The following is a 23478-nucleotide window of genomic DNA, read 5'->3' as shown; positions in this document are numbered from 1 at the left end:
GTTGAGCTCGCCGTCATGCAGTCCTTCGCTAACTTATTGATTCCATTGGCTTTTGCGAAAAGGCAACAGACACACTTTTACTACTCCTCACGACATCCTTGGGACTGTTTCTCGGGACGTCTGTTCCGTCGCCAGCAACGGTATCGATGACGACCGACTCAATGGTTGCCTCCGTCTGATCACGAAAACTGAAGATGATCTCATGCGGGAAGGTTGGGCGAGCGGGACGCCAGCCCAGAGATGTCCCGATGCCACCTGCGCCCCGGATGACTGCGAAGCTTCGCCAACCTTGAAGCGAGGCTTGACGCGGTCGGCGCTCATGGGCGGTTGTGGAACACGTTGCCCGCGGCACCTGGAGCTCGGAGGCTCACGACCTTGAAGTGATCCATCATGGCGTCAAGCCCGCGCAGGGTCGGGGTAGGACAGCGAGCGGCGAGCGAAGGGCTGCCACTGCCCTTCAGCCTGCGCCAGGCGATCCGCCACCACCTGATAGACGGCGGTGTTCATGCCCAGGCCGATGTGGCTGCCGCGCACCTCGATGTTCTCGGCGAGCGGGCCTTCCTGCTCGAGTGAGGCGCGCCAGGCGACCACGCCGTCGGTGCGGCTGAAGACGCTCGTGGTTGGCACGCTCGGGGTCTGCGCGATGGCCTTGATGATGCAGTCGTCCGCTTCGACAGTCTCGCCGCTCAGCATCTTGTAGAGTGCGCCCGCGTTGGTGGCCGAAGCCACGTCACCTGCGAAGGGTGAGCCAAGCGTGATGATCTGGCGCACCAGCTCCGGGTGCTGCAAGGCAAGGTAGCGCGCGTACACACCGCCAAGTGACCAGCCGATGACCGTGACTTTTTGCCCGCCGTTCGCCATCGCCTTGAGCTCGGCCGACATCTTGTCGAGCACGCCGGGCTGCGGGCCGCAGTTGATGCCTTGGTTCCAGCCTTGGGTCTGGTAGCCCAAGCCGTCAAGGAAGGCGCGCAGGGGCTTGGTCGTCAGGTCGTTGGCGCCCAGCCCGGGCAACACCAGTACAGGGTGGCCATCGCCTTGCGGGTGCAGCCAGCGCATGGACCACGTTGCGGCCAGGCGCGTGGCGTCCATCATGGCGCGCATGCCCTCGGTGAGCAGGAGGAACGGCGATGGAGGGGAAATGGTTGCAGTGTTCATGGAACGTGAAAAGGTGTGGTTGTGGGTTCAGGGCTTTTTCCTGAAGTCGTATCGCTTGTTGTTCCAGTCGACGGGGCGTGTGCAGGCTGGGCGAAATTGGGGGCGCCGCCAAGGGCCAGTTCGCTCCAAGGTTTTGCGGGCCAGGCGTGTTCAGGGGTCTGGCGCCACTCCCAGTTCACGCAGCACTCGGGATCGGCACGCTGCTCGACCTCGTACTTCCAGACGGCGGCGGCCCGGTTGTGGACGTTGCTGCCGATCAGGTCGAGGTTGCCCACCTCCGCTTCGTGAGCCTCGATGCGCTGGCGCTCGCACTCTTCGGCGCTGACCGCGGGCTTGGGCGGGGGCGTGTCGCCGAACAGCGCGACGTAGAGGTCAGCCGCGTCCACGCCGTCCATCTCCAGCCCGGGCAATGTTCAACCCGGTTCCCGATCCCGGCGGTTGCGGTTGAGCAGATGCAACGCCGACGAAGAGCGCCACAAGCGCGAGCTGGGCTAGGGCGTGTTAACACTAATTGAGAAGGCCGTGGTTGATGCGAGACACTCCATGCATGGAGATTACGCAAGCCCAGTTCGCCCAGATAGAGCACTGCCTGCCGCTGCAAAGAGGCAACGTCAGCCTATCGAATCTGAGCGTGTTGAATGCCATCCTGTATGTCGCCGAGCACGGATGCAAGTGGCGCGGGCTGCCAAAGCGGTTCGGCAATTGGCACACCATCTACACGCGCATGAACCGCTGGTCCAAAGCTGGCGTGCTCGACCGGGTATTCGAGGAGTTGCAGCGTGCTCAGGTCGTTCGCATCAGGATCGAAGCCGTCTCGCTGGACAGCACAAGCATCAAGGTGCATCCCGATGGCACCGGGGCGTTAAAAAAAACGGCCCACAGGCCATCGGAAAGTCCAGAGGCGGGTGGAACACCAAGATTCATATGGTTGCCGCGGATGCTCGAACGGCCATAACGTTCTCGCTGTCGCCCGGCCAGGCACACGATGCGCCAGAAGGCCGCGCGCTGTTGCGTCGCCTGGGCGGACCGGATCGCCCCATCCATCTGTTGATGGACCGCGCCTACGAGGGCAATGAGACCAGGCAGTTGGCGCTCGATCTGGGGTTCATTCCAGTCGTGCCGCCGTTGAAGACTCGAATTGAGCCTTGGGAGTACAACCGAGAGATGTACAAGCGCCGCAACGAAGTCGAGCGACTGTTCCGACGCCTCAAAGGCTATAGACGCATCTTCTCTCGCTTCGAAAAGCTCGATGTGATGTTCTTGGGCTTCATCAGCTTCGCCCTGATCGCTGACGGGCTTCGTTTGTGTTAACACGCCCTAGACAGGTGCTGCGCGGACGTGCAGCAAGGACAGGGGCGTCGAAAGAAGTAAAGATGCGCCCGTGCGAAACCCAGGTGAGGATTCAAAATTACTACTTTGATCAACACTGTCGCAACTTTAGTACCAAAAAAATGGGCGTAATGTTGCGACCGCAGGCGCTTGAAGGCCCCCTAAGTAGCTGATTTCATTGAGTTTTGTGAAATCGCAACGATCGCATCTTTATTGCACTTCACGGCTCTGTCGGGCATGGCTTCCTTGACCATTTGCGCGGCGATGTCGGCTGCAATCTGTTCGAGTTCGCCCGTGAGCCGCGAGGCGCGCAGCCCGACGGGCGAAGCGACCACGAAGCGATGGCGGATGGTTGCCGCTAGAGGGCGGCGCCCATGTGACCATCGGCGTCGACTCGGCCAACCGCAATGCGCATGCGATCTGCTCTTTGCTGAATCTCGGCTTCTTCAATCGCTTCTCCTTTCAGCCGTTGCGGGATGGCTGAAAAGCCAGGCGGGCTCGCCTACCCAGCGACGTGGTTCGGCGATCACGCGCGTGTAGATTTCGAACAGCGCGTTGGGCGTCGACGTGTTGCGTGCTTATGTGTTCTACGTGCCGCCCAGGACCAAGCGCGTGCGCCAGTGCGACACGGTTCGCACGCAGACGCCCGTTGCTGCTCTCCATGCAGGCCCGTGCAACTGGTCCCCTTAATACACCGAAAACTGGCCCTACCCAAATAAAGCTCAGTTGCCAACAATGGGTCTCTGACAAGAAGCCAATGGGAACTACGGACATGAAATTGCTTGGTAGCTGCCCGAAATGCGGCGAGGCGCTCGCGTCCCCAACGCTGGCCGACGCCGTGCTCGGGCACCAGGAGTGCGACCGCTGCAGCGCCACGTTCGACATGCCAGCCTTCGAGCGACGACTGTGGCTGGTGAACCTGGAGCAGATGCTCAAGCAACACGAGGGACAAATCAAACAACTGAAGAAACCTTCTATGGAGCTTTCCATAGATCATGAAATCACCACAGCGTAGCTGGCATCCAGCAGGCGGCGGTGATCGAGGGTTGCGCGCGGTCTGTGCTGCTCGCCGAGGTCATTGGGGCACGAATTGGCCAGGGCATGGCGCTTGAGCCAGGCCCAAATCATATGAAGGAATCGAATCTTCGCCCATTGCTTTTTGGCGCAGCGAATGAGGAGCCCTGTACGTTCGACCGTCCAGTACTCGTCCACTATGGACAGCTCTATCTCGGTGCGGTGGTGCCCCGTTCATCAGACAAGGAACCGACCGTCGCACACATCCAGAATTTCTCGGTCTCAACGGATGGGCAGGTCCAGCGTCTTCGCGATCTTGGGCTCGGCAGAGTGGTATTGCTCGAATTGGTCAGGCAGATTTGCGGCCTCATCGGAACAGTAACGGCGATCAGCATCTCGTTGACGCACGATCTCGAGGGTAGCGCTGATGGCATGCCATTCATCCCGACACTGGCGGGAATTTCGTTGCTCGAAAGTGTCGGTGCCGAATGTGTTCTCTTGAAGTCGGCGCACGGCGCCAAGGGAGCCGTGCATTTCTCAGTCAACGCGTTCTGGCAATACAACCCGCGCAACATTGCCGCACTCGAGGCGGCCTTGAACACGGAATGGTCCGCTTTTGGTCACCGGGAGGCAGCTGCCGCGGGTTCCGCGCCGTCGCGCAAGGGCATCCTGGCTGGACTTTTCGGTGAGTGGTTCAAATGATCAAGCCTGGCAACATTGCAAAGTCCTCCATGGAGGACGGCATGAAGGAGGATCGCCGAAAGACCGCTGCGTGGGCGGCGGGTCTGGACTCCTTGACGGCAATGGCGTTGGAAGCCTATGGCCTCAGGTCGAGGAGCGAAGTCGGAAATGCGGTGGAAAGACGCTGAACAGCGCGCTCAACAAAGGTCCACATTCCCGTGTCCTTCATTTCACCTGACAACATCGAGCTCGAGGCTGCAGTGCGCTCGGCGCCACGCACCGATAGTGCACCTAGTTCCACTTCCGCAGCTTCGCGCGTGGTGCTCGCGCCCGCCACTGAATCAGAACCGACGTCGTCTACAAAGCTGGGAGAACGCCGACGTCGCAGGCAATGGATCGAGGCTGAGATGGCGCGACAGTTCGCAAAGGACTCCCGCGGGCAGCTCGTTGGCTCGGTGCTCATGCTGCTGGTCGTGGGTCTTTGCTGGCGCGACGCCGACCGCGGGGCGTTGCTGCTGTGGCTCGTGTTAGGCGCGTCATTGGGGGGCGCAAGATTTTGGATCGTGCGTTTTCATTTCCCACGTCTTGACAATGGCAGCCCTGAACCTTTGGTCGCAGCCGTGCGAAACAGCCTCTTCGTCTTCGTGTTGGAAGCGGTCTTTTGGGGGGCATCGGTCCTTCTCTACTTTGACCAGGTTTCCGACCCGCACCAGATGGGCTGCTGGATCATCCTGACGGTCATGACGTTCGGGCCACTGACACGCATCGCGCTCATTCCCTCGCTGATGAAGTTCAGTATCGCGGCATCGGTGCTGACCATCACTTCTTGTGTCGCGTACTCGGCGGTGGCAAGAACGGAGCACTTCGAATTCGATTTTTGGCTCGTTCTGTTGCCACTGGTTCACGGCTGGGCGATGTTCAAGATAGGCAGCGTGGCCTTGGCAAACCATGAGCAACAGTTCGGCCTGCAATTTGATCTCGCCCGCAAGGGGAGGGAGGCGAGCGAAGCTGTCCGCGCCAAGAACCGATTCCTTGCGGCCGCGACACACGACTTGCGGCAGCCGATCGCGGCGCTGAACCTGTATCTGGACTTCTTTCAGTCCTCTCCGGAGATGCAGGTTGAACTGGCTCCCAAGATCGCCACCACCGGTGTCGCGGTCCAGGGGCTCTTCGATACCCTGTTCGAGTTTGCAAGCCTGGACGTCTGTCGAACGGCGGTCCGCGCGGAGCCCGTTCAAATCGCGGATCTGCTTCGCGATCTGAAGATGCAGTACGAGCCCCTCGCCAAGGAACGGAGCATCGAGTTGCGGATGCGATCGACGCCGGCTGTCGTTCTGTCGGACGGGATCCGGCTGCGACGCCTGATCGGCAATGTGCTTTCGAACGCCATTAAGTACACCCCCCCCGATCGTCGAATTCTCCTCGCTGCGCGATTGCGTCGTGGACAGGTCCGCGTCGAAGTCTGGGACCAAGGCATCGGCATCCCCGGGGATCAGCTCGAAAGAGTGTTCGACGAGTTCTATCGCGCTAAGGAAGGCGCTGCCATGTCGAGCGAAGGCTTGGGTCTGGGTCTTTCGATCGTCGCGCGTCTGGCGAAGTTGCTGAATTCGACCGTATCGCTTGAATCAATTTCGGGCCGCGGCACGCGATGCACCCTGATCGTCCGCAACGTCAATCAGAGCCAAGAAAACCATTCGCACACGCTCGTCTGAGAAGCCTGCCCCTCGCACGCAGGCAGCTTCGCCAGCAGCGCCGCTGCCGCTGCCCGCGCCCTCGTCGGAGACTGTTGAGTAGCCCGGATGATTGACCTGTCGAATACCGTTGTGCAGCGAATGCCGACGTAGAGGTTAGGACCGCTTGAGGCTTGAAACCGGCCGCTGCAAGTTGCGGGAGCGTCGACGGCAGTGGGCCCTGACCCCCATTTGGGCGGCCAAAAAAGCAGCCGTTCAAATCTGCTATAGCGGGGGCGCCGTCAAGATGCCTGCCGGCTACGACTGCACCTTCAAACCGGCCGTTGATGCCGAGGTCTTCTTGGCCTTGAGACGATGCCGCACGCGCGCCCACGCGCTCGAGCGTCGAGCCGACGATGGCACCAACCAGCTCCACCACGGCCAGGCAAGGCTACTCGCGAGCTCGGATGTACGGCCGGGACCAGAAAACCGGGATGTCTTCCCGCGCGCAAAGCGCTCGCGCTTCCAGCTCGGAGAGCTCCGTCACTTCCACACCCGCAAATGGGTCCGGCGGGGGCGTGTGTTTGCGCGCCGGCGCTGGCGCATCGGACGGCGGGAATGGCTGGCTGACTTTGGGGAGGCCGGGGTCTTCAGCACCTGTGGGCGAACTGCGTCGCAGGAATCGGTTCAGCATTGATCCGACCCAGTCTGAAGGCGACCACGCCCAGCACCGTTTCAATAATCCACGTCCGGCCCGGGTGTTCCGTCCATCGAAGTGGCCTTCGGCTCAAGTGCTGTCTTGCAGGTAGGGCACGCCGAGCAAGGGGTGCCGCCTTTGAGCACAGGGGTGGCTTGCGCCGCGGCTCACGGCAGGGTGGATGCAAGTTCGGTTTCGATTGCAATGAAATGTTGCACATCGACGTTGTGTGCAACCGTCATTGCAAATGTGCCAGGCAGCCCGAGGCTCCCGTGGCTTGGCCGTCGGTGACGCGGCCAACCATGCCGAACGGGGTCCATTTGATTTCAGTGCAAAAAGTGACGCTTCGACCGATGAGCATCGGCGCGGGTTTCGCGCTGGTGGCGCTCGCAAGTCTTTGTCGCCACACGAGTTTGTGTTACCCCTCGCTTGGCTCTCCAAGGCGAGCCATCCAGAGGTCGATTTCAGCCGCTGGCCCTTGTTTTGCCTGCACTTTGTGACGGTAGGAGTTGCGCCGCATAGCGCTCGACAGGGAATCTGAAGACGCCCAGCAGGTTGATGCCTTCGAGACGGGTCGGCGCGATGCGCCCAGTCAATTCCGGCGGCACGATCTGGCGCCGGTTGGCCCAGCGGTCCAGCACCGTCTGCATCTGCGCCGTGTTCCACGCCATCACGATGTTGGCCAAAAGGCTCAGGGCATCGGCCACGGCCTGCATCTCGTCGGCACGACGAGCTGGGTCGCAGTGACGCGGCCGGTGTAGATCGCGCGCTTGAGCGCGTTGACTGCTTCGCCCCGGTTGAGCACCCGTCGCAGCTCACGACGGAAACCGGCATTGACAAAGTAGTCGGCCAGGAACGCCGTCCTCAGCAGCTTGCCCAGTTGAACACCGGCGTCGTAGATTGGGTCTCCCCGGGCTGCCGATCCGAACCTAGCCAGCGCGGTCACCGCGCTGGCATGGCCCAACATCACCGAGGCGGCCAAGTGCACCAGACTGTCCCAGTGGGCTTTGATGAGCGTGGTGTCCACGCTGGCCTGGCAGACAGCAGCGATCTCTTGAGGGACCTTCATGCCGCGTGGCACGAAAAGGTGCCGCTGCTTGAGTTCCTTGAGCCTTGGACAGAGGTCGAAGCCCAGCAATCGGGACAGGGCCATTGCGAAGTCGGTGAAGCCGTGCGTGTCCACAGCAAGTTGGGGCGTCTCGATCCGTTCCTGTCGAATGACACCTTCGATGGCGGCGCCCGCCTGGCGCTCACGATTGGCTGCGCGTGGAAGATGCCCCAACGGTCTTGCACGTGGCTGTATACGCCGATGGAAGCGGTCTGGCGCCGCGGGTCCTGGCGCGCCTGCCACACGCGCCGGCTGGTCTCCAGGCTCATCATGTCCGAGGAGGCGAGATCGGCTCGGCCCCAGGTCGCCGCGATCGGGTGGCGCTGCATGAATTCCAGCAACGCCTGGCAAGCCTGTGCCAGTCGACGCTCGTCACCGGCCCAGCGCATGGCCTGGCGGATGCTGGTAGCCGACAACTGCGGGATCATGCGCGCGCACTCGACCGCCGTGAGGCTGGTGCCGTGCGCCAGGATGCCGGCATAGGCCATCAGCAATTCCTGGCCCGTCCTCGGCTCGCGCCCGAGCATGATCCAGCTGAATCGCACCTGGGCATCCACGGCAAGGATGACCTCGGGCAGTTGCACCTCGCCGATGCGTTGATCGAGTTGGCTCCGCAGCCTTGTGACTTGGGGGTCCTCTTCATCGGCGGCCAACGACGCCAAGTGCAATTCATCGTCCACGTGCAGCGCGCCGGCACGGGCGACCGCTGCCACCGCATCGACGCCGGCGCGCACGCGCTCGAGCAGCGGCACCAGGAATTCACTGGCCTTCGCGGGCAATTGCAGCCTGGCGTAATGACGCCGCGCCTCGACCTGCCAGCGCTCTTCGGGCAGGAAGAGCCGCTCCCGGCCGCGAAAGCTCAGCGAATGTTCGATCCAGACCGAGCCGTTGCGCACCGCCCGGCGCAGCGCGAGGAGGGTGGCGACCTCCAGCGCCCTGAAGGTGCGCTCGCGGTCAGGGTCGGCGATGGCTGCGCGCCAGGCGGCTCCCAGTCGTTGAGCCGTGACTTCGCTGGGGAGTCGCTTGATGCCGGCGGCGTACCCGGCTCGCAGCTTGTTCAGCGCATCGAGCGCAGGGTGCTCGCCGGTGGCCTGCCAAGGCAAGCGGCTCACACCCACCAGCAGCGAACGCACCGGAGCGATGGCGTCGATCAGACGTCGCCGGATGACCGACACTCGACTCGGCGGGCGCTGGGCGCGCTTGGCCGCGACGATCTCACGAAGGCGTGAGCGAAGTTCGGCATCGGGCACAGCGTCATGGGCTGCGAGATCGGAGAGCTGCTGCAGCAACTCTTGGTACTCCTGCGCCCAATCCACGGAGGCGGCAACACCGTCGGCACAGTGGCGCCACAGGTCGGCCACGCGGCGCTGGAACATGAAGATGATCTGATCGGTGGCCGTGAGCAGGCAGTAGCGCAGGAAGCAGCTCACCTCGAGCGTGCGTGCCGGCTCCTTGATCCTGGCGCTGACCGACGGAGGCCGGCCGGCCATGCGCCGGGCGTAGCGGCGCACCAGCACGTCATTGAATTCATCCAGATGCCGATCGAGGCCGAGATCAGTCAGGAACGCAATTCGCTCCAGGACCTCGCTGATCTGGCGCGTGGAATGCCTGGCCGGCGCGCTCCACAGCCAGCTCTGGCAGTGCTCGCCGTCCGGGCGCGGTGCATTCAGTGCCGATGTCCAACGCTTGCGTGTCGCGGCAGGCACCGTCGTCATGATGGCTTGGCCGGTCGACGCTTCGAGTTCGACCAATGCGGCCGCCACCATGGCGCGGATCACGCGGTCGTGCACGATGAGCAGGCGATGGTCGTAGAGCCAGTGCCTGGCAAGTACCAAGAGTTGGTCGCGGTCGGAGCAGTGCGCGACCTCATCGCGCAGGACCCTCACCAAGGCGCGGCGCTGGTGCTCGGTCATCCATTTGAAGCCCAGGCACTCGCAGGCTTTCTGCTGGTGATCGAACAGGGTGCGCCCGCGGGCGTACAGCGCGCGCAGCGAAACCAGGTCGGGCGCGGCGATGTCGAGCTCGCGGCCAAGGTGGCGAAGCAGGGCAGGGGGCACGGCGCGCACGCTGTTCAGCGGCCGTCCGGTCATGCGGGCGAAGCCAATGTGCAGCGCCAAGCCCAGCTTGAGGCTATCGCTGCGCCGACGCGCGATCAGTTCGAGCTCGGCGCGGCTGAAGCTGAAGAACGCCTGCAGCTCGAACTCGCTGATCTCGCCGGGCATGTCACGCAGGCCCAGGTAGGACGTCTGCCAGCCTTGCATCGCCGCGCTCCTTCACCGTTCAGGGGCCGCAGACGATACGCCGCAAAGAAGTGAACAGCAATGCTCGCGAAATCAACGACTTACAGTACCCGGCCCGCGTGGTTGCTGGGAACTCGATCCGTCACTTTTGACACTGAAAACAAATCGACCCCCACAGGCGCAGCAGAATCGACGGTCTTCAGGCTGCACGGTTTGAAAAACCCGCGCGTTCACCGCCGTGAAGTAATTCCACGCTCAACCCTTTGGACATGGCACACCTGCTCGCATCGACCTTCTTGCTCCTGGCCACTTGCAGCGCACTCGCGCAGCAGGCCACGCCGCCGCCGCCGAAGGCAAACGCCGAATTCGACGCGGCAAGCTGGCGATCCATTGCCGCGCAAGCCGGCACTGAAGCGGACATCGAGCGGCGCTACGGGCCGGCCGCTTCGGAGGCGCCGTCCAAAGGCCTCCCCACTTACCGAAAGCGCCCGGATCAAAGCTACAAACCCATCTCGGTGCGCTTGAAATTTGGCGACCGCAATTGCGTGGACTATTGCGGAAGCTGGAGCATCGGAGGGCCGCTCACCGCCGAGCCCGGCGACTTCAGCTCCAGCATCGTCAACGTGGCCTATGTGCCCGACGGCACGCCAGGCGCGGGCTTTCATGCCAAGCGTTACTTTGGCGTGGCCGCGCTGCAAACGATCAACATCGCGCACAACGCGATGTCGGTGAAGCCCGAGCCCAGTTGGACCACGTGGGAAGGCGCCGCACGCGACGGCGGCAACAACGGGCCGAACATGGAACGCTACGCCGGCGTTGCAGAGGGCCTGAGCCCCTGGTTGCCGCGCGGCATCCGGCTGGACCGTCCGGTGGCGTTGGGCAAGTGCTACGGGCGCGGTGGCTGGTGCACCAACCAGCTCGTGGCCTATGCCAACGGCTGGATTGTCTCGGAAGGCTCCAACACCGCGCACACGATGCTGGCTGTGAAGCTGCCTGACGAGATGGTGCCCACGGCCATCACCGTGACCAACAGCGGTGAATTCGCGCTGGTCGCCGTGATGAACACCGCCAGCCAGAAAGCGCAAATGGCCGTCGTGGCATTGGCCGACGGATGCCAATGGTGCGACCCGCGCGAGGAGGCCAAGTGGTACGCCAACTGGGGCAGCCACCGGCGGACTTACATGGGGCTGCCGGGGTTGGGCAACTTCATTGCTGCGAAGTACATCGGCGCGGTGGACCTGCCGGATGGCCTGCGCGTGCCCACCGAGATTTCGGCCACCACCGGCAAGCGCGTGGAAGACTACGAGCGCGTTAGAAACTTCTGGAACGACGATGTCGGCAACGGTGCGATTCGCGCGCGCTATGAAGATCCTGAAGACCTGGGTGCGGCCATGGCGCGCACGGGGCTTGCGGTCGTCATCAGCAAGTCCGAGCGCAAGGCCGCGGTCGTGGATTTGCGTCCGTTGTTCGAGTTCTACTGGCGCGCCTACTTCAAAAGCACGCCGCAGCAATTCGACGCCATGATGGATCGCCGGGGCGATGCGGACGACCAGTGGCCACCCCGCTTTGCGCAAGCGTCGGAGCAGCGCCCGCGGGTGATCAGCACGATCGATCTGCCGCAAGCGCCGACCGCCGTCCGCCTGACGCTGCAGGCACCGTATCGCGCCCTGATCGCGACGCAGGAAGGGCGCTTGCGCGTGTTTGACCTGGGCACACGCTATCTGGATCAAAAGGCCGCGCAGACGGGCGCGCCGGGTGACATCAAGCCGATGTTCAGCGTTGACGTCGGGCGCAATCCCACCTCGTTGGCTTATGTTCGTGACCATGGCTGGGCGGACCAATCGCGCTTGTTCGCGCCAGCCACGTCGCACCAGATGTTCATCGTCAATGCACGGCAAGACCGCAAGATCCAGTGGGTGCAGTTTGATCGCGGCTTTACCAGCGCCAGGATCTTCAAAACGCTGCAGGACAGCCGTCTGGTCGACCCCATCGCGGTGGAAGATGTCGCCAACCACGGCACTGAAAGTTATGTGGTCACGGTGGCGGACTATGGCGCCAAGGCGGTGCGCAACTACCTGTACGGGCCGATCATCTGGTGGACCTACGGCGCCAACAGCGCATGCTCCAAGCCGCGTGGCTGTGCGCTACTGGACAACGCGCCTTTCGAATATGGCGGTGACTGGCCACTCCCGGGCAGGCCGTTTCAGTTGGGTGGGGCTAACATCAACTAAGGCAAGACTGATCAACTCCGCCTGGCCCGTGGCTTGCTGTGTCGAAGGCATAGTCACAGTGCGAGTGCCGAAAATGAAGCAGCAGACATTGGCGATGGCGGCGGACCAGGGTGCGGGACTCGAGCGATTTCGCCGTCGCACCAAGCGCGAAGACTTTCTGGATGCGATGAACGCCATTGTTCCGTGGGCCGCGTTGTGCGCAGTGATCGAGCCGCACTATCCCAAGCCCGGCAATGGGCGCCCTCCGATTGGCCTGGAGCGCATGCTGCGCATTCATCTGCTGCAGCACTGGTTCAATCTGGCCGACAACGCGGTCGAGCAGGCGTTGTACGACATTGCCAGCCTGCGTAGCTTCGTGGGCATCGACCTGGGCGTGGAGCGGGTGCCTGACAGACCACGGTGCTGAAGTTTCGCCATCTGCTGGAGCGGCATGACCTGGGCAAGAAGCTGTTTGCCGAAGTGGGCAAGGTGCTGCAGTCCAGCGGCTTCCAGATCAAGACCGGGACCATCGTCGACACTACGCTGATTGGTGCACCGAGCTCGACCAAGAACGCCGACAAGGCGCGAGACCCCGAGATGCACCAGACGCGCAAGGGCCAGCAATGGTATTTCGGCATGAGATGTGGTCGACCACATCTCATTCCTTGAACTAAACCGCTGGCGCGGTAGTGCCTGATCGCAGGCCTGAGCGTGCACCCGCGGGCCGGTCGCAGTTCCCCAAGAGGTTCCCGATGAGGAACGATGCAGTTGCTGTTCGCAGCACTTCATCCGTTCCACTTGCAAAGGAGCTTCGCCATGACACCGCTACGCCAGCGGATGCTCGAAGACATGAGCATTCGCAACCTCGCCGACAACACTCAGTTGTCCTACCTGCAACAGGTCTCGCTGTATGCGAGGCACTTTCACCGCTCTCCTGAGGAGCTTGGCCGGAGGAGGTCCGGACCTATCAGGTGCATCTGACGAAGACCCGCATGCTTGCTCCAGACACAGTCAGCATCGCGACGGCAGCGCTGCGTTTTCTGTACAAGGTGACGCTCAAGCGCGGGTGGGCGCCCGACGACATCCCCATGCCCAAGAAGGTGTTCAAGCTGCCGGTCGTACTCAGTCCAGAGGAAGTCGCGCATTTCCTGGCGTGCGTCCACAGCCTGAAGCAACGCACGATATTCTCACGACCGCCTATGCAGCCGGCCTGCGCGTGTCCGAAGCGACGCATCTGAAGGTGACCGATGTCGACAGCCAGCGCATGGTGCTTCGGATTGGGCAAGGCAAGGGCAGCCGTGACCGATACGTGATGCTCTCGCCGCGGTTGCTGGAGGCGCCGCGTGAATACTGGAAGGTCGTGCGCCCCAAGACCTGGCTGTTTCCGGGCGACATCCCCGGACAGCCCATCACGCGCTTTGCTGTAGAACGAGCCTGTCAGAAGGCACATCGGGCCGCCGGAATTGCCAAGCCGATCACTCCCCACTCCCTGCGCCATGCGTTCGCCACGCACCTGCTGGAGTCGGGCACCGACGTGCGTCGCATCCAACTGCTGCTTGGCCACCGCAGCCTGGCCACCACCTCGCGCTACCTGAAGATTGCCACCAGCACAGTGTGCGCGACGACCAGCCCGCTGGATCTGTTGCCTGAGGTCGCGCCGCTGCCGTCCGAACCGACTGCGCCCCCGCTGTTCTGAGCGCGCAGCGATGCGAGCCACCGGGCTCGAGGTGGCGGACATCTTCCGCCAAGTCGGGCCTGCCTACCGTCAGGATCACGCTGACGCGATCAGCGGCGGGCAGCGCCGCGTCATGCGCGACATCGAGCGCTGCCGCACGGCGGCGCTGGGCGGCCACGTCGAGCAGTGTGATGCCTGCGGCCACCAGCGCATCTCGTTCAACAGTTGCCGCTCGAGGCACTGCCCCAAGTGCCAGTCGCTGGTTCGCGCACAATGGCTCGAAGATCGGCAGGCCGAACTGCTGCCCGTCGAGTACTTCCACGTCGTCTTCACCGTGCCGCAGGAGATCGCAGCGATCGCGTACCAGAACAAGGCCGTGGTCTACGACATCCTGTTCCACGCCGCCGCCGAGACCTTGCGCACCATCGCCGCCGACCGCAGGCATCTGGGTGCCGAGATCGGGTTCATTGCGATCCTCCACACCTGGGGTCAGAACCTGCTGCATCACCCGCACCTGCATTGCGTTGTGCCCGGCGGCGGGGTGCCCCCGGATGGCCAGCGCTGGATCGCTTGCCGCCCGGGCTTCTTCCTGCCGGTGCGGGTGCTGTCGCGGCTGTTCCGGCGCCTGTTCCTCACGCAGTTGCGGCAGGCCTTCGACGAGGGAGAACTGCGCTTCTTCAACAGCCTTGCGGCGCTACAGGATCCCGACTCCTTCGCCCGCTACCTGGCGCCCGTCGCCCATGCCGAGTGGATCGTCTACGCCAAGGCGCCGTTCGGTGGGCCGCAACGGGTGCTGGACTACCTCGGGCGTTACACCCATCGGGTGGCGATCTCCAACAACCGCCTGATCGACTTCGTCGACGGTAGGGTCGCCTTTGCATGGAAGGATTACCGTCACGAGCGTCGCAAGGTCATGTGTCTGGACGCGCAGGAGTTCGTTCGTCGCTTTCTGCTGCATGTACTGCCGGCCGGATTCCAGCGCATTCGCCACTACGGCCTACTGGCCAACCGCTACCGCGAGATCAACCTCGAGCACTGTCGGCAATTGCGACATCAAAAGCCAATACTGTACAAACATCCAGTGGATTGATACGATGCTCCCATGGACGAATTCTCGATCCCGGCGGGCAAGAGCAGCTATGGATCGGGGCGTGCGCGCATCAGTTGCAGCGGCGCTGGCGCACGGTGGATCCAGATGAAATGGAGGACTTGGCGGCGTCTCTGGCCCGCGATCCTGCGCTGCGGGCGCTGTCGCCCGCCGAGGCGGCGCTCGTGTGGCTGCGCCCGATCGCGGGCGGCGACCAAGTGCAGTGCTGAAGTCCCAAGACGTTGTCCTCGGCGCCGCAGATCGCGCCGTCCGGTGCAATGCTCCGTCGAACCGGCGCCCAAGAAAGCGAGCTCCGTGGCGCTTCAATCGAGAGGGCGGAGGTTTTAGATAATCAGGGACCTCCTGCGCTGAAGCCGCCTCAACGCGTCCCGCGCGAACGGCCACGGTGGGCGGCAAGCAATTGCCGCCAGCGCACCGGGTCAGGGAGGGCAGGGTGCGTGCCGTCACAGCGCACACGGGTTGCAAGACAATGTGGCCATGACGATAACGACTCCCGACGTGCAGGCCACGATGCGCAAGGTCAGGCATTACCAGCTGAGCCAATGGGTCGGCCATCTGACCCCGTCAGAAGCGAACTCGCCGGTCCAGGCCGGGGCGACGCCCGGCCCGCAGGATCGCGCATGGATGGAGGCGGGGCTGCAGGCCGGCAGCGACAGTACGCGCTGGTTCTACTTCTCCGCAAATCCGGCGTTGCGGACACTGTTGCGCGCTCCTGAGCGCCGCCCTTCAGGCAGCGTCGCTGCAATACGCCCGAGCACGGGCGTCATCTCATTTCTGGACGGAACGGTGCTTCGCACGGCGTCCGGCAGCTTGTCGAGCAGCGCCAGTTGGTGGTGCCAGGGCAATGGTGCAAGCACCGCTTGGACCATTGCTTTCATCGGGCCAAGCCTCGGAATTGCACGCATGTAGTTGACGAGATGGCCGCCGCGAGTGCCCCGCGTCAAGACGCGCCGTTAACCCCACCCCGGCACGTGGTTTGCGTCACTGCGGCTGCACGTCGCTTTACACTGGTCTTTCGCCCCATCCGGGGCACCGGTTGTCTCCTCCACCCTCCTGGTGGATTTCAATCCCCGGGATCTCGGTTCCGGGGATTTTTTATGGGCGTTCGTGAGCCGCGGCAGTCGTGCAGGAACGGCTGCGGCCTACGCCCCTCGGCCGCGCAGGCCGCATGATGGGTGCATGCGCAAGCCTCGCCAAGCCGACCTGGATCTGACGCCGCCTCCGCGAAAGAGCACGAGGCGGTCCACCCGATCCCGCAAATCAGCGTCCTCGCGTCGACGTCTGCTACTCATGGACTACAAGACCTGGCTGGACGTGACGGCCCCCATCGCCGACCTCGCGGCGCGCGTTTCCAAACCGACCTAGCCGCCCGGTTCGCGTCGCCACCTACAACGTCGACGATGTGCGCGAACGCATCGACCCCTTGCGGGCGGGGCTCGACGTCCCGGCACCCGACGTCGTGTGTCTGCGGGAACTCAAGTGCAAGGCGCGGAATTTGCCTGCAACGCGATCCGCTCCTTGGGGTACGAATCGTTGGTGCGGCAAAGAGACCTGGAACGGGGTGGCGATGCTCGCCAGGGGCGTCGAAACGGTCGAGATCCGAAGAGCCCGTCCCGGCGACCCCGACGACCGCGAGGCACGCTCCTTGGAGGCCGCCGTGAACAGCGTGTCTGGACGCGTGGAGCGGATTGCTGGAAGACCAAACAGACCCTGGCCGAGCCGATGCGCGTGCTTGCCTTCAAACCTTGACGTCCAAGGGACGCTGAGACAAAACTATGTAGGCGCTTCCGCCAACAGGACGCGATTGGGCTGCGGGGTGTGGCGGTGCAGCCAAGTAGCGTTGCGACAACCGGCCGGCGGCGACCTCTTCAGCGAAGCCGCACCACGCCCGTGGCGTCGCGGCGAGCCTTCAATTCTTCAAACGACCCGAAGTCTTGAGCTGCAGGAAGGCTGTCTGTATGGGCTGAAGTGGCTTCGGCGACCGCCGACGTCTCGGCGAAACGGACCAGGTCGGACCAGCGCATGATGCGGCCCTGCAGATGCATACGCTCGACGACCGCCAGTACGTTCTCGAGTACACGCACTTGCACCTTCCGCTCAGCAGGCTGAGCAGAAAGTTCGAGTTCGGGGAACTCAGGACGTGCAAGGAGAGAACCCATCATGTCAATGTCGTGCCAGAAAACTATACAGCAATAGCGCTCAACGCAGAGGATCCCACTTGAGAGTGCAAGCATGGGCCGAGGCGATGTCATAGGCGAAATACCTGTCGTCCATCCTCCTGAAACGTGAGAGCAGGGAGCCTTTCAGGTGGTTCCGGCGAGTCAGACCACAGGCCAGATAGCGTTTGACAAGATCATCCTGCTGCTTTGGCGTGCCGCGGTGGTCGGCATGCAGTGCCACGCGTCCGTGCAAACCTTGCCAACGACTGGCCTGGACAGCGGTGTCGAGAAGCAGGGGCATCACTACGAAGCGATCAGTGACGCCGAAAGCCCGGAGCGCCGCTGCAGGCGCGGAGGTCAGGAACCAGACGAACGTGCTCATCTCGCCGGCCTCGCCGGGGTGCGGATAGCCGGAGACCAGCATGGCCAGACCGACAGGCACAGCCCGACCGGTCGGAGACGAGACGACGATCTGGAAAGCCTCGGTCAGTCGGCCATGAAGGTCGTTGAGCAGGTACGAGGCCGTCAGGTACCGCGGCCAATTCCACGCCCGGTCCAGACGCGCCACGTCGGGCGCGATGAAGAGTTCGTGGATCAATCGCTGCAAGCTCACCAGCTCCTGGAAAGCGGCCTCCTGCACGATGCATTCGACCAAGCCCGTGGCTGGGCGGGCAAGCGGGATTCGTTCAATGACTTTGATGGAGGTGGAAATCAAGACACAGGCACGGGAAGTCGGAGAAAGGAGGCGAGCATAGTAGGGAACGTCCCCTCTCATCTTCCAGGTGCGCATCCTTGCCCGGGTGAGGGGCGCCGTCACTGGCGTTCCTCAGCTTTGGCTCTTGGTCAACAATTTCAGGATCCAATCGTAGCGCGCGCCTGTCCGACGGAGTAGGGTGCGGTCGCGCTTGCTTGGCCGCAAAGGGCATCCTGACGAAATGGCGCCGGTTCAAAACCGGCAAGCGCTTCTCCTTTGATCGAAGTCGCGTGTGATGCGGCAACGCAAAAAGCAGGTGAGCCTGCGGATCAACGGATCAACGCTCGCGAACAGGCTATCCCGGATGTGCTTTTCTTCACCGGGCTTGCATGGGCAAGCGGATAGCGACGGTGAAATGGCAGGTGAGGATAGGGATCACCGCGAACACTCATCGGCTGGACGCAGGCCGTTCCAACCGAGTCCCTGCGTCCAGCGTCGACGTCAGCGGCTTTTCATGTACGCCGCGTATAGCGAGGGCTGAAGATCGCGCAGCACCTTGCGTCGAGCAATGATGTCGGCGTGGCGGCCCTGGCGCTCCAAGCCGAGTAGTTCGACCAGAAGACGCATCGCCTGCTCCGGCGGGCCATGGTGTGAGGCCTGCGCCAACGCCAACTGCTCACGAAGAGCGGGGCGATCGATCAGCACCCATGCCGCAAACCAGCTCAGGTCCGTCTCGCCGCCGCTTTCGGGGGGCGCGTCGACATTTGCGTTGAAGTTCGCCTCGAAGGTGCGGATCAACTGCGGCAAGAGCGGATCCGGCGAGCGTTGCGCAAGGCCCTCCAGCAGCGTTGGCGACAACCACCCCAATTCCGCCAACAACGGCCAGGTCGCGCGAAGGCCGAGCAGGTTCAAGCGCGCCTCGGCCATCCATGCGAGCGGCGTCGGTATCCGTCGCCACGATTCAATGGATGCGACCGATTGAGCGGCGTTCTCCCAGGCGCCCACGCGCAGCCAGAGCGCGGCGGCATGATCGTGCGGTTGCCGCGCATCGAACGCGAGCGATCCTGCGCGCCGCGCGAGTTCCTGCCAGCCCGCAGTGAGCCACGTGGAAGCACCCGGCTCGCCGAAGGTGCGTTGGGCGGCGAAACGGATGGCCTCTTGCAACATCTGCCGCGCCTCACGCAAGCTTTCGTGGTCGCGAAACGGCTGTTGTTGGCTGATCTCGGCGGCTTCGATGTATCCCACCAGTACGCGCAGCGCTGTCAGAGATTCATCGGCCGGATATTCCTGGGCAAGTCGTTCGCAAGCCGCTCGAGAAGCGGACGTGTCGCGCCGCTCAAGCGCGTGTACCGCGTCGTTTCTGAGCATCACGTCGTGGCTGTGTTCGAAGATGTCGAGTTGCATCCGATCCAGGTAGGTTAAGGCGGCTTGGGGACAACCAACCTCCATTGTGGCGCCAAGCGTCGCGCCCCGGGACAAGCCGACCGACAAGCAACTGCTGTTCATTGCGTCGGCCGCTTCCCTATGACGCACGGCTTCACGGGTGACGCCGTTGAGACTCGAAGCGTCATGGTGAATGTCCGGCGCGCATGGCGCTGTTGCGCCTGCGTAGCGAAGGTTGGACCTCGACCGCCGGGCACTGAGCCACCGCTGCATCGTTCGCGTTGACGGCTTTATGTTGGCAGCGAGATCTTGCGACGTTGGAGGACTTCGAGATGAATGCAAAGGCCGCACTGGTTCAGGTCAGTTCACCCTGTCGGTCACAATCCGGCCATGCCAAACATTGCATCCATCCTCAAGGCCGAGATCGTGCGCGTCGCTCGCAAGGAAGCGCGCTCCGAGATCGCCTCGGTCAAGCAAGCCAGCACCCAGCATCGCGCTTCGATCGCCGCGTTGCGCCGTGAGATCGAGGCACTGCGCAAGGAATTGCGGCGTGTGGCCAAGCCCAAGCGGCTCGTGCAGCCCGGCACACCTGAGCTTTCCGACGACAAGGGGATCGCGCGCCGGTTCAGTGCGAGCCGACTCGCCGCACACCGCAGCAAGCTGGGCCTGTCCGCGGCGGTATACGGCAAGCTCATCGGTCTCGGCGGGCAAACCATTTTCAATTGGGAGCAGGGCAGATCCAGGCCCAACGCACAGCAGATCCAACAGTTGGCTGCTCTCAAGGAATTGAGTCACAAGGCCGTCCTTGAACGTCTGGAGACCGGTTCTTCGGAGTAGGCGCAGCGCCAAGGCAGTCGCGCTCAGGCGCTGCCCCGAGGCAGGCGCAGCGAGTTGCCTCTCCTGAACTCGAAATGACGCTCACCGGAATGGCCCTCATCTGTCGATGACGCTACCCGGCTTGGCGCCAGCGCCAATACCTCAACCAGAGCCGGTCGTGGTCGGCACTCCCGGCACCGGGCGCACCACGGGAAACGGTGGTAGCCCGGCCAGGATCTCGCGTCCGTAGCGCATCGTCACCAGGCGCGTATCGCACACGGTGATCACGGCATGGTCGGTCACGGTGCGCACGCCGCGGCCGGCCCATTGGGCCAGCTTCATCGCCGCGCGCGGGACCGCGATCTCGGCGAACGGGTCACGTCCCTGACCGATCAACCATTCCGCCAACGCTTCCTCGACCGGCGAATTGGGTGGGGTAAAGGGGAGCTTGTCGATGACGACGTGCTCACACAGCCGACCAGGCAGGTCGATGCCTTCGCCGAAGGATTGCAATCCGAAGAGGATGCTGCGCTGGCCGCGTGCGACGCGACGACCGTGCTCGGCGAGCAGCTCGGTGCGCGAGCGTTCACCCTGCATCTGCACGAGCGCGCTCATGTCTTTGGGCAGCGCCGCGTGGCAGGCCAGCATCTGGCGCCTGGAGGTGAACAGCACCAGCTGACCATGCGGGTGCTCGCGCAGCAGCGTCGGCAGCAGGCGGCACAGCTCCTGCGAAAATTCGGGGCTCTTGGGCGAGCTGCTCATGGGTGCAATGCGCAGCTCGCCCTGTCTGGCGTAGTCGAACGGGGACGCGACCACCAGGGCCCGCCGCTCGGGAAAGCGGTTCATGCCGCTCATGCGATCAAAGAAGTCGAAGCGACCGCAGGCGGTCAAGGTGGCGGAGGTGCAGACGGCCGCGCTCACGTTCTTCCACAAGCCGCGCGACAGCAGCTGGGCGGCCGTCATCGGACTGGCGCACAGCCATGCATCGACGTGGTCGCCTGCCGGCATGGCCCCCGTGGCTGCGATGGCCGGCGCGAATTCCAGCCACTTGGCCCAGGCAACCCCCTCATGCGTCGCCCAGGCGATGAACAGTTGCCGCAGGGATTCCAGCCTGGACAGATACACCCCCAGTTCCACGCCAACGCGGGCCTGCTCATCGCGCTCGGTCGGAGATCGCGATTCGTCGGGCTCCTTCAATGCGTTGGCGATGTTCTCCACCACCGTCGCGATCGAGGCGACGAGGGCGCCCAACTGCTCGCATTCCGGAACCAGTTCCTCGGGAATGCGGCCCTCCACAAAGCGATGAACCGGCTTTTCGGCACCCACCAGCTTGTTGCGGGTCCACCAGCTTTCAAGGATGCCGAGCTTGTCCGTGCATTCGGTGATGGCTTGCCCGAAGGCCGTCAGATCGGGACGGGTGGAGGCGGGCATGCCCCGGCTGTGACGATGGGCCAGCGCGCGCAAACTTGCAAGCAAGCTGACGCTGGCGTCGAGCCGGGCACGGTAGGCGAACTGCTCGGCGGCAATGCCTGGGAGGTGGTGCGCCTCGTCGAACACAAACAGCGTATTGGCCGGATCGATGAGCGCGCTGTCGGTCTGCAGCGTCGCCAGGATCAGTGCGTGATTGGCCACCTGGATCGTCGCGGCCGCCGCGCGGCGGCGTGCCTTGAAGAATGCGCAGTTCCTGAAGTGCTCGCATTGGCCGCCATTGCACGCGCTGCCGCTCGCCTGAACCCTTCGCCAGTTCTGGGCGTCAGGCTGCTGCGCCAGGCTGTCCAGGTCGCCGTCCCATTTGCCGCTGCGAAGCGAGCTGGCCACCTTCTTGTACCAGCGCATGGCCTGGGCGGCATCGCGCGGGTCGTTCCGGCCCTGCCAACTCGCGCCGGTGAACGAACCCTGCAACTCATCGTCCCAGAGGCCCTCCTGGGCGACATCGTTGAGCGCGCCTTCCAGGCGGCTCTCGCAGACATAGCGGCCCCGGCCCTTGAGAAGTTCAAAGCGCAGGTCCGGAATGACCTTTGCCAGCCGCGGCAGGTCCTTGTGGAACAGCTGTTCCTGCAGCGCGACCGTGGCGGTGGACACGATGACGGTCTTGTCCAACAGCTCCGAGGCCACGATCGCCGCCAGGCAGTACGCCACGGTCTTGCCCGTTCCGGTGCCCGCTTCGAGCAGTGCCAGGTGATTGCCCGTGCGGGCGCTGTCGTCCATGGGTGGGCCGGCATTCAGGAAGGTCAGCAGGGCCGCATGCATCATCTGGTGCTGCCCGGGGCGGGCGATGAAGCCGGGCCAGGTCCTGGCCACCTCACCGTAAAGGAATTCCAGCCGCTCGCGCGCCTTGTCGAGCAACTCGCGCGCGATACCGGGTGCGGCCTCCAGAACGTCGGGCGCTGTTTCTGATCGACGCGTGCGCCTCGGCGCGGAAGAACTCATGCTGACGATTATCGATGCGCATCCCGAATCGGAACTTCACGCTGGATGCACGGTGCCGGGGTCAGGGTGTCGCGCAGGAATGCGGCTCTACGGCATTGGACTGGCAGCCGCGCCCACGCCTGAGTCCACCGCGAAAAGCTGGTCGTGTCATTCCCCGGACTGCGCACTGGTCGATGAGTTCGCCGGCGGGGCCCATCGGACCGCTGCTGCGAACACTGACACCGGGTTGAGACGCTGGAACGGCAGCGCCTTTGCACAGTGCGGTCGAGCCACTGACTGACGTCTCAGGTTTCGGTCGCACGCGGTGCGCTTGTCCAGGTGATACGGTCCGCCTTGGTGACCGGGCTCGTGCACGCAATTCATCAGAGACTCCGCGTGAGCGTCCTCAGCCCACTGGCGCCGCGTCTTCGTCCTCGCCTGATGCACGCGGGCCCGTGCGCTCGTCATTTGCCAAGCGATAAAGCTCCACGGTGCCGGCCTCAAATGCCGCCGCCCACGACGTGAACGCATTCGCGCTCGACTCGATGTCGATCCAGACGCTTGCGTCTTCGGTGGACTCGTGGAGAACCCAATAGAAGTGCCCCGGGTCCGGCTCGTCGACAAAGACGGAGATATGACGAAGGTGGCTCATGCGCAGATTGTGCAGCGACGGCGCCTTCGCGCGTCGCCGCGTGCATCTGCGCTGACCATCTGCACTGACTCTGCACTGGCCTGTGCACAGGTCATCCGCGGCAGCAAGCCGACCGGCGCTTCAAGTCAGCGCCCGCGCCGGCCATCCCTGGGAGCCACGATGTGACCACACGCGCAGACCTGACGCGGGTTCAGGGACAGCAAGATACATGGAAGGGGTGCGCGGTATCGCATGAAAACAAAGGCATCCGGGTTCCCTGCGAAGGGCGGGGAGGGCTTGCCTGTGTGGCTTGACGCTACCTCACCGTTCTCGCGTTCAAGGCCCTGTGCGCGCTTGCGCGTGCTCGGCGCGTGCCGCGCGCCTGCGGCGGCCTTGAGCGCTGCGCTGCGGCGTGGTGCTCGGGGCCACGCAGGCAATCCCGCCTGTGTCGCTTCACAGGAGTTCATCATGACCGCATCCTCATCTTCTTGCGAGCTGA

Annotated in this window: 17 protein-coding genes and 3 pseudogenes; 11 read left to right on the top strand and 9 right to left on the bottom strand. The window is 63.6% G+C overall.

What is annotated here, in order from left to right:
* Window positions 1-396 precede the first annotated feature (396 nt).
* A complete protein-coding gene (locus QTI66_RS32290; protein WP_286564459.1) occupies window positions 397-1155 on the bottom strand; it encodes an alpha/beta fold hydrolase in 759 nt (252 codons plus the stop codon).
* On the bottom strand, window positions 1152-1541 hold the full coding sequence (locus QTI66_RS32285; protein ID WP_286564458.1) for a hypothetical protein: 390 nt from the start codon (window positions 1539-1541) through the stop codon (window positions 1152-1154). The genes QTI66_RS32290 and QTI66_RS32285 overlap by 4 nt, the downstream gene beginning before the upstream one ends.
* 161 nt (window positions 1542-1702) lie before the next feature.
* On the opposite strand from QTI66_RS32285, the gene QTI66_RS32280 reads away from it, so the two are divergent.
* A protein-coding gene (locus tag QTI66_RS32280) for an IS5 family transposase (protein ID WP_286564457.1) occupies window positions 1703-2466 on the top strand; the annotation gives its coding sequence in 2 pieces (ribosomal slippage) (window positions 1703-2018 and window positions 2018-2466; 765 coding nt in all).
* 179 nt (window positions 2467-2645) lie between these two features.
* Here the strand turns inward: QTI66_RS32280 and QTI66_RS32275 are convergent.
* Window positions 2646-2819 carry a hypothetical protein gene (locus QTI66_RS32275; protein WP_286564456.1) on the bottom strand — a complete coding sequence of 58 codons (174 nt, stop codon included), beginning with the start codon at window positions 2817-2819 and terminating at the stop codon, window positions 2646-2648.
* Between the two features lie 437 nt (window positions 2820-3256).
* On the opposite strand from QTI66_RS32275, the gene QTI66_RS32270 reads away from it, so the two are divergent.
* The 3 genes from QTI66_RS32270 (at window position 3257) to QTI66_RS32255 (ending at window position 5891) form a co-directional block, all read left to right on the top strand.
* Window positions 3257-3499 (top strand): hypothetical protein, encoded by a 243-nt coding sequence (locus QTI66_RS32270; RefSeq protein WP_286564455.1) that lies wholly within the window; start codon window positions 3257-3259, stop codon window positions 3497-3499.
* 44 nt (window positions 3500-3543) lie between these two features.
* Window positions 3544-4200 (top strand): hypothetical protein, encoded by a 657-nt coding sequence (locus tag QTI66_RS32260; RefSeq protein ID WP_444815078.1) that lies wholly within the window; start codon window positions 3544-3546, stop codon window positions 4198-4200.
* 386 nt (window positions 4201-4586) lie between these two features.
* A complete protein-coding gene (locus QTI66_RS32255; protein ID WP_286564453.1) occupies window positions 4587-5891 on the top strand; it encodes a sensor histidine kinase in 1305 nt (434 codons plus the stop codon).
* Window positions 5892-7010: 1119 nt separating this feature from the next.
* Here the strand turns inward: QTI66_RS32255 and QTI66_RS32250 are convergent.
* A pseudogene (locus QTI66_RS32250) lies at window positions 7011-9915 on the bottom strand (Tn3 family transposase).
* Window positions 9916-10163: 248 nt separating this feature from the next.
* On the opposite strand from QTI66_RS32250, the gene QTI66_RS32245 reads away from it, so the two are divergent.
* The 6 genes and pseudogenes from QTI66_RS32245 to QTI66_RS32220 all read left to right on the top strand — a co-directional run bounded on the left by QTI66_RS32245 (window position 10164) and on the right by QTI66_RS32220 (window position 15796).
* Window positions 10164-12125: a hypothetical protein gene (locus QTI66_RS32245; protein WP_286564452.1), complete on the top strand. Its 1962-nt coding sequence runs from the start codon at window positions 10164-10166 to the stop codon at window positions 12123-12125.
* Between the two features lie 73 nt (window positions 12126-12198).
* Window positions 12199-12746 (top strand): annotated as a pseudogene (locus QTI66_RS32240) (IS5 family transposase); the annotation flags it as partial.
* 329 nt (window positions 12747-13075) lie between these two features.
* Complete coding sequence (locus tag QTI66_RS32235; protein ID WP_286564451.1) at window positions 13076-13342, top strand: site-specific integrase; 267 nt, start codon at window positions 13076-13078, stop codon at window positions 13340-13342.
* Window positions 13321-13800: a tyrosine-type recombinase/integrase gene (locus QTI66_RS32230; RefSeq protein WP_286564450.1), complete on the top strand. Its 480-nt coding sequence runs from the start codon at window positions 13321-13323 to the stop codon at window positions 13798-13800. Before QTI66_RS32235 ends, QTI66_RS32230 begins: the two co-directional genes overlap by 22 nt.
* Before the next feature lie 10 nt (window positions 13801-13810).
* Window positions 13811-14827 (top strand): annotated as a pseudogene (locus tag QTI66_RS32225) (IS91 family transposase); the annotation flags it as partial.
* Window positions 14828-15364: 537 nt separating this feature from the next.
* Window positions 15365-15796 (top strand): hypothetical protein, encoded by a 432-nt coding sequence (locus tag QTI66_RS32220; RefSeq protein WP_286564449.1) that lies wholly within the window; start codon window positions 15365-15367, stop codon window positions 15794-15796.
* A gap of 959 nt (window positions 15797-16755) precedes the next feature.
* On the opposite strand, the gene QTI66_RS32215 is transcribed toward QTI66_RS32220, so the two are convergent.
* From QTI66_RS32215 to QTI66_RS32205, 3 genes are all read right to left on the bottom strand, one after another.
* Complete coding sequence (locus QTI66_RS32215) at window positions 16756-17049, bottom strand: hypothetical protein (protein ID WP_286564448.1); 294 nt, start codon at window positions 17047-17049, stop codon at window positions 16756-16758.
* Window positions 17050-17086: 37 nt separating this feature from the next.
* Complete coding sequence (locus QTI66_RS32210) at window positions 17087-17761, bottom strand: hypothetical protein (RefSeq protein WP_286564447.1); 675 nt, start codon at window positions 17759-17761, stop codon at window positions 17087-17089.
* Between the two features lie 480 nt (window positions 17762-18241).
* Window positions 18242-19144, bottom strand: coding sequence for a hypothetical protein (locus QTI66_RS32205; protein ID WP_286564446.1), 903 nt, complete (start codon window positions 19142-19144; stop codon window positions 18242-18244).
* Window positions 19145-19459: 315 nt separating this feature from the next.
* Here QTI66_RS32205 and QTI66_RS32200 point away from each other — a divergent pair, with 315 nt between their 5' ends.
* Window positions 19460-19960 (top strand): helix-turn-helix domain-containing protein, encoded by a 501-nt coding sequence (locus QTI66_RS32200; protein WP_353506249.1) that lies wholly within the window; start codon window positions 19460-19462, stop codon window positions 19958-19960.
* A gap of 141 nt (window positions 19961-20101) precedes the next feature.
* On the opposite strand, the gene dinG is transcribed toward QTI66_RS32200, so the two are convergent.
* Both dinG and QTI66_RS32190 read right to left on the bottom strand, forming a co-directional pair.
* Window positions 20102-22369 carry an ATP-dependent DNA helicase DinG gene (gene dinG, locus QTI66_RS32195; protein ID WP_286564445.1) on the bottom strand — a complete coding sequence of 756 codons (2268 nt, stop codon included), beginning with the start codon at window positions 22367-22369 and terminating at the stop codon, window positions 20102-20104.
* 385 nt (window positions 22370-22754) lie between these two features.
* Window positions 22755-23000, bottom strand: coding sequence for a hypothetical protein (locus tag QTI66_RS32190; RefSeq protein WP_286564444.1), 246 nt, complete (start codon window positions 22998-23000; stop codon window positions 22755-22757).
* Window positions 23001-23478 lie beyond the last annotated feature (478 nt).

Source organism: Variovorax brevis (assembly GCF_030317105.1).
Classification (GTDB): Bacteria; Pseudomonadota; Gammaproteobacteria; order Burkholderiales; family Burkholderiaceae_C; genus Variovorax; species Variovorax brevis.
The sequence above is the reverse complement of the archived record's forward strand: the minus strand, read 5'-3'. Positions and strand labels throughout refer to the sequence as shown.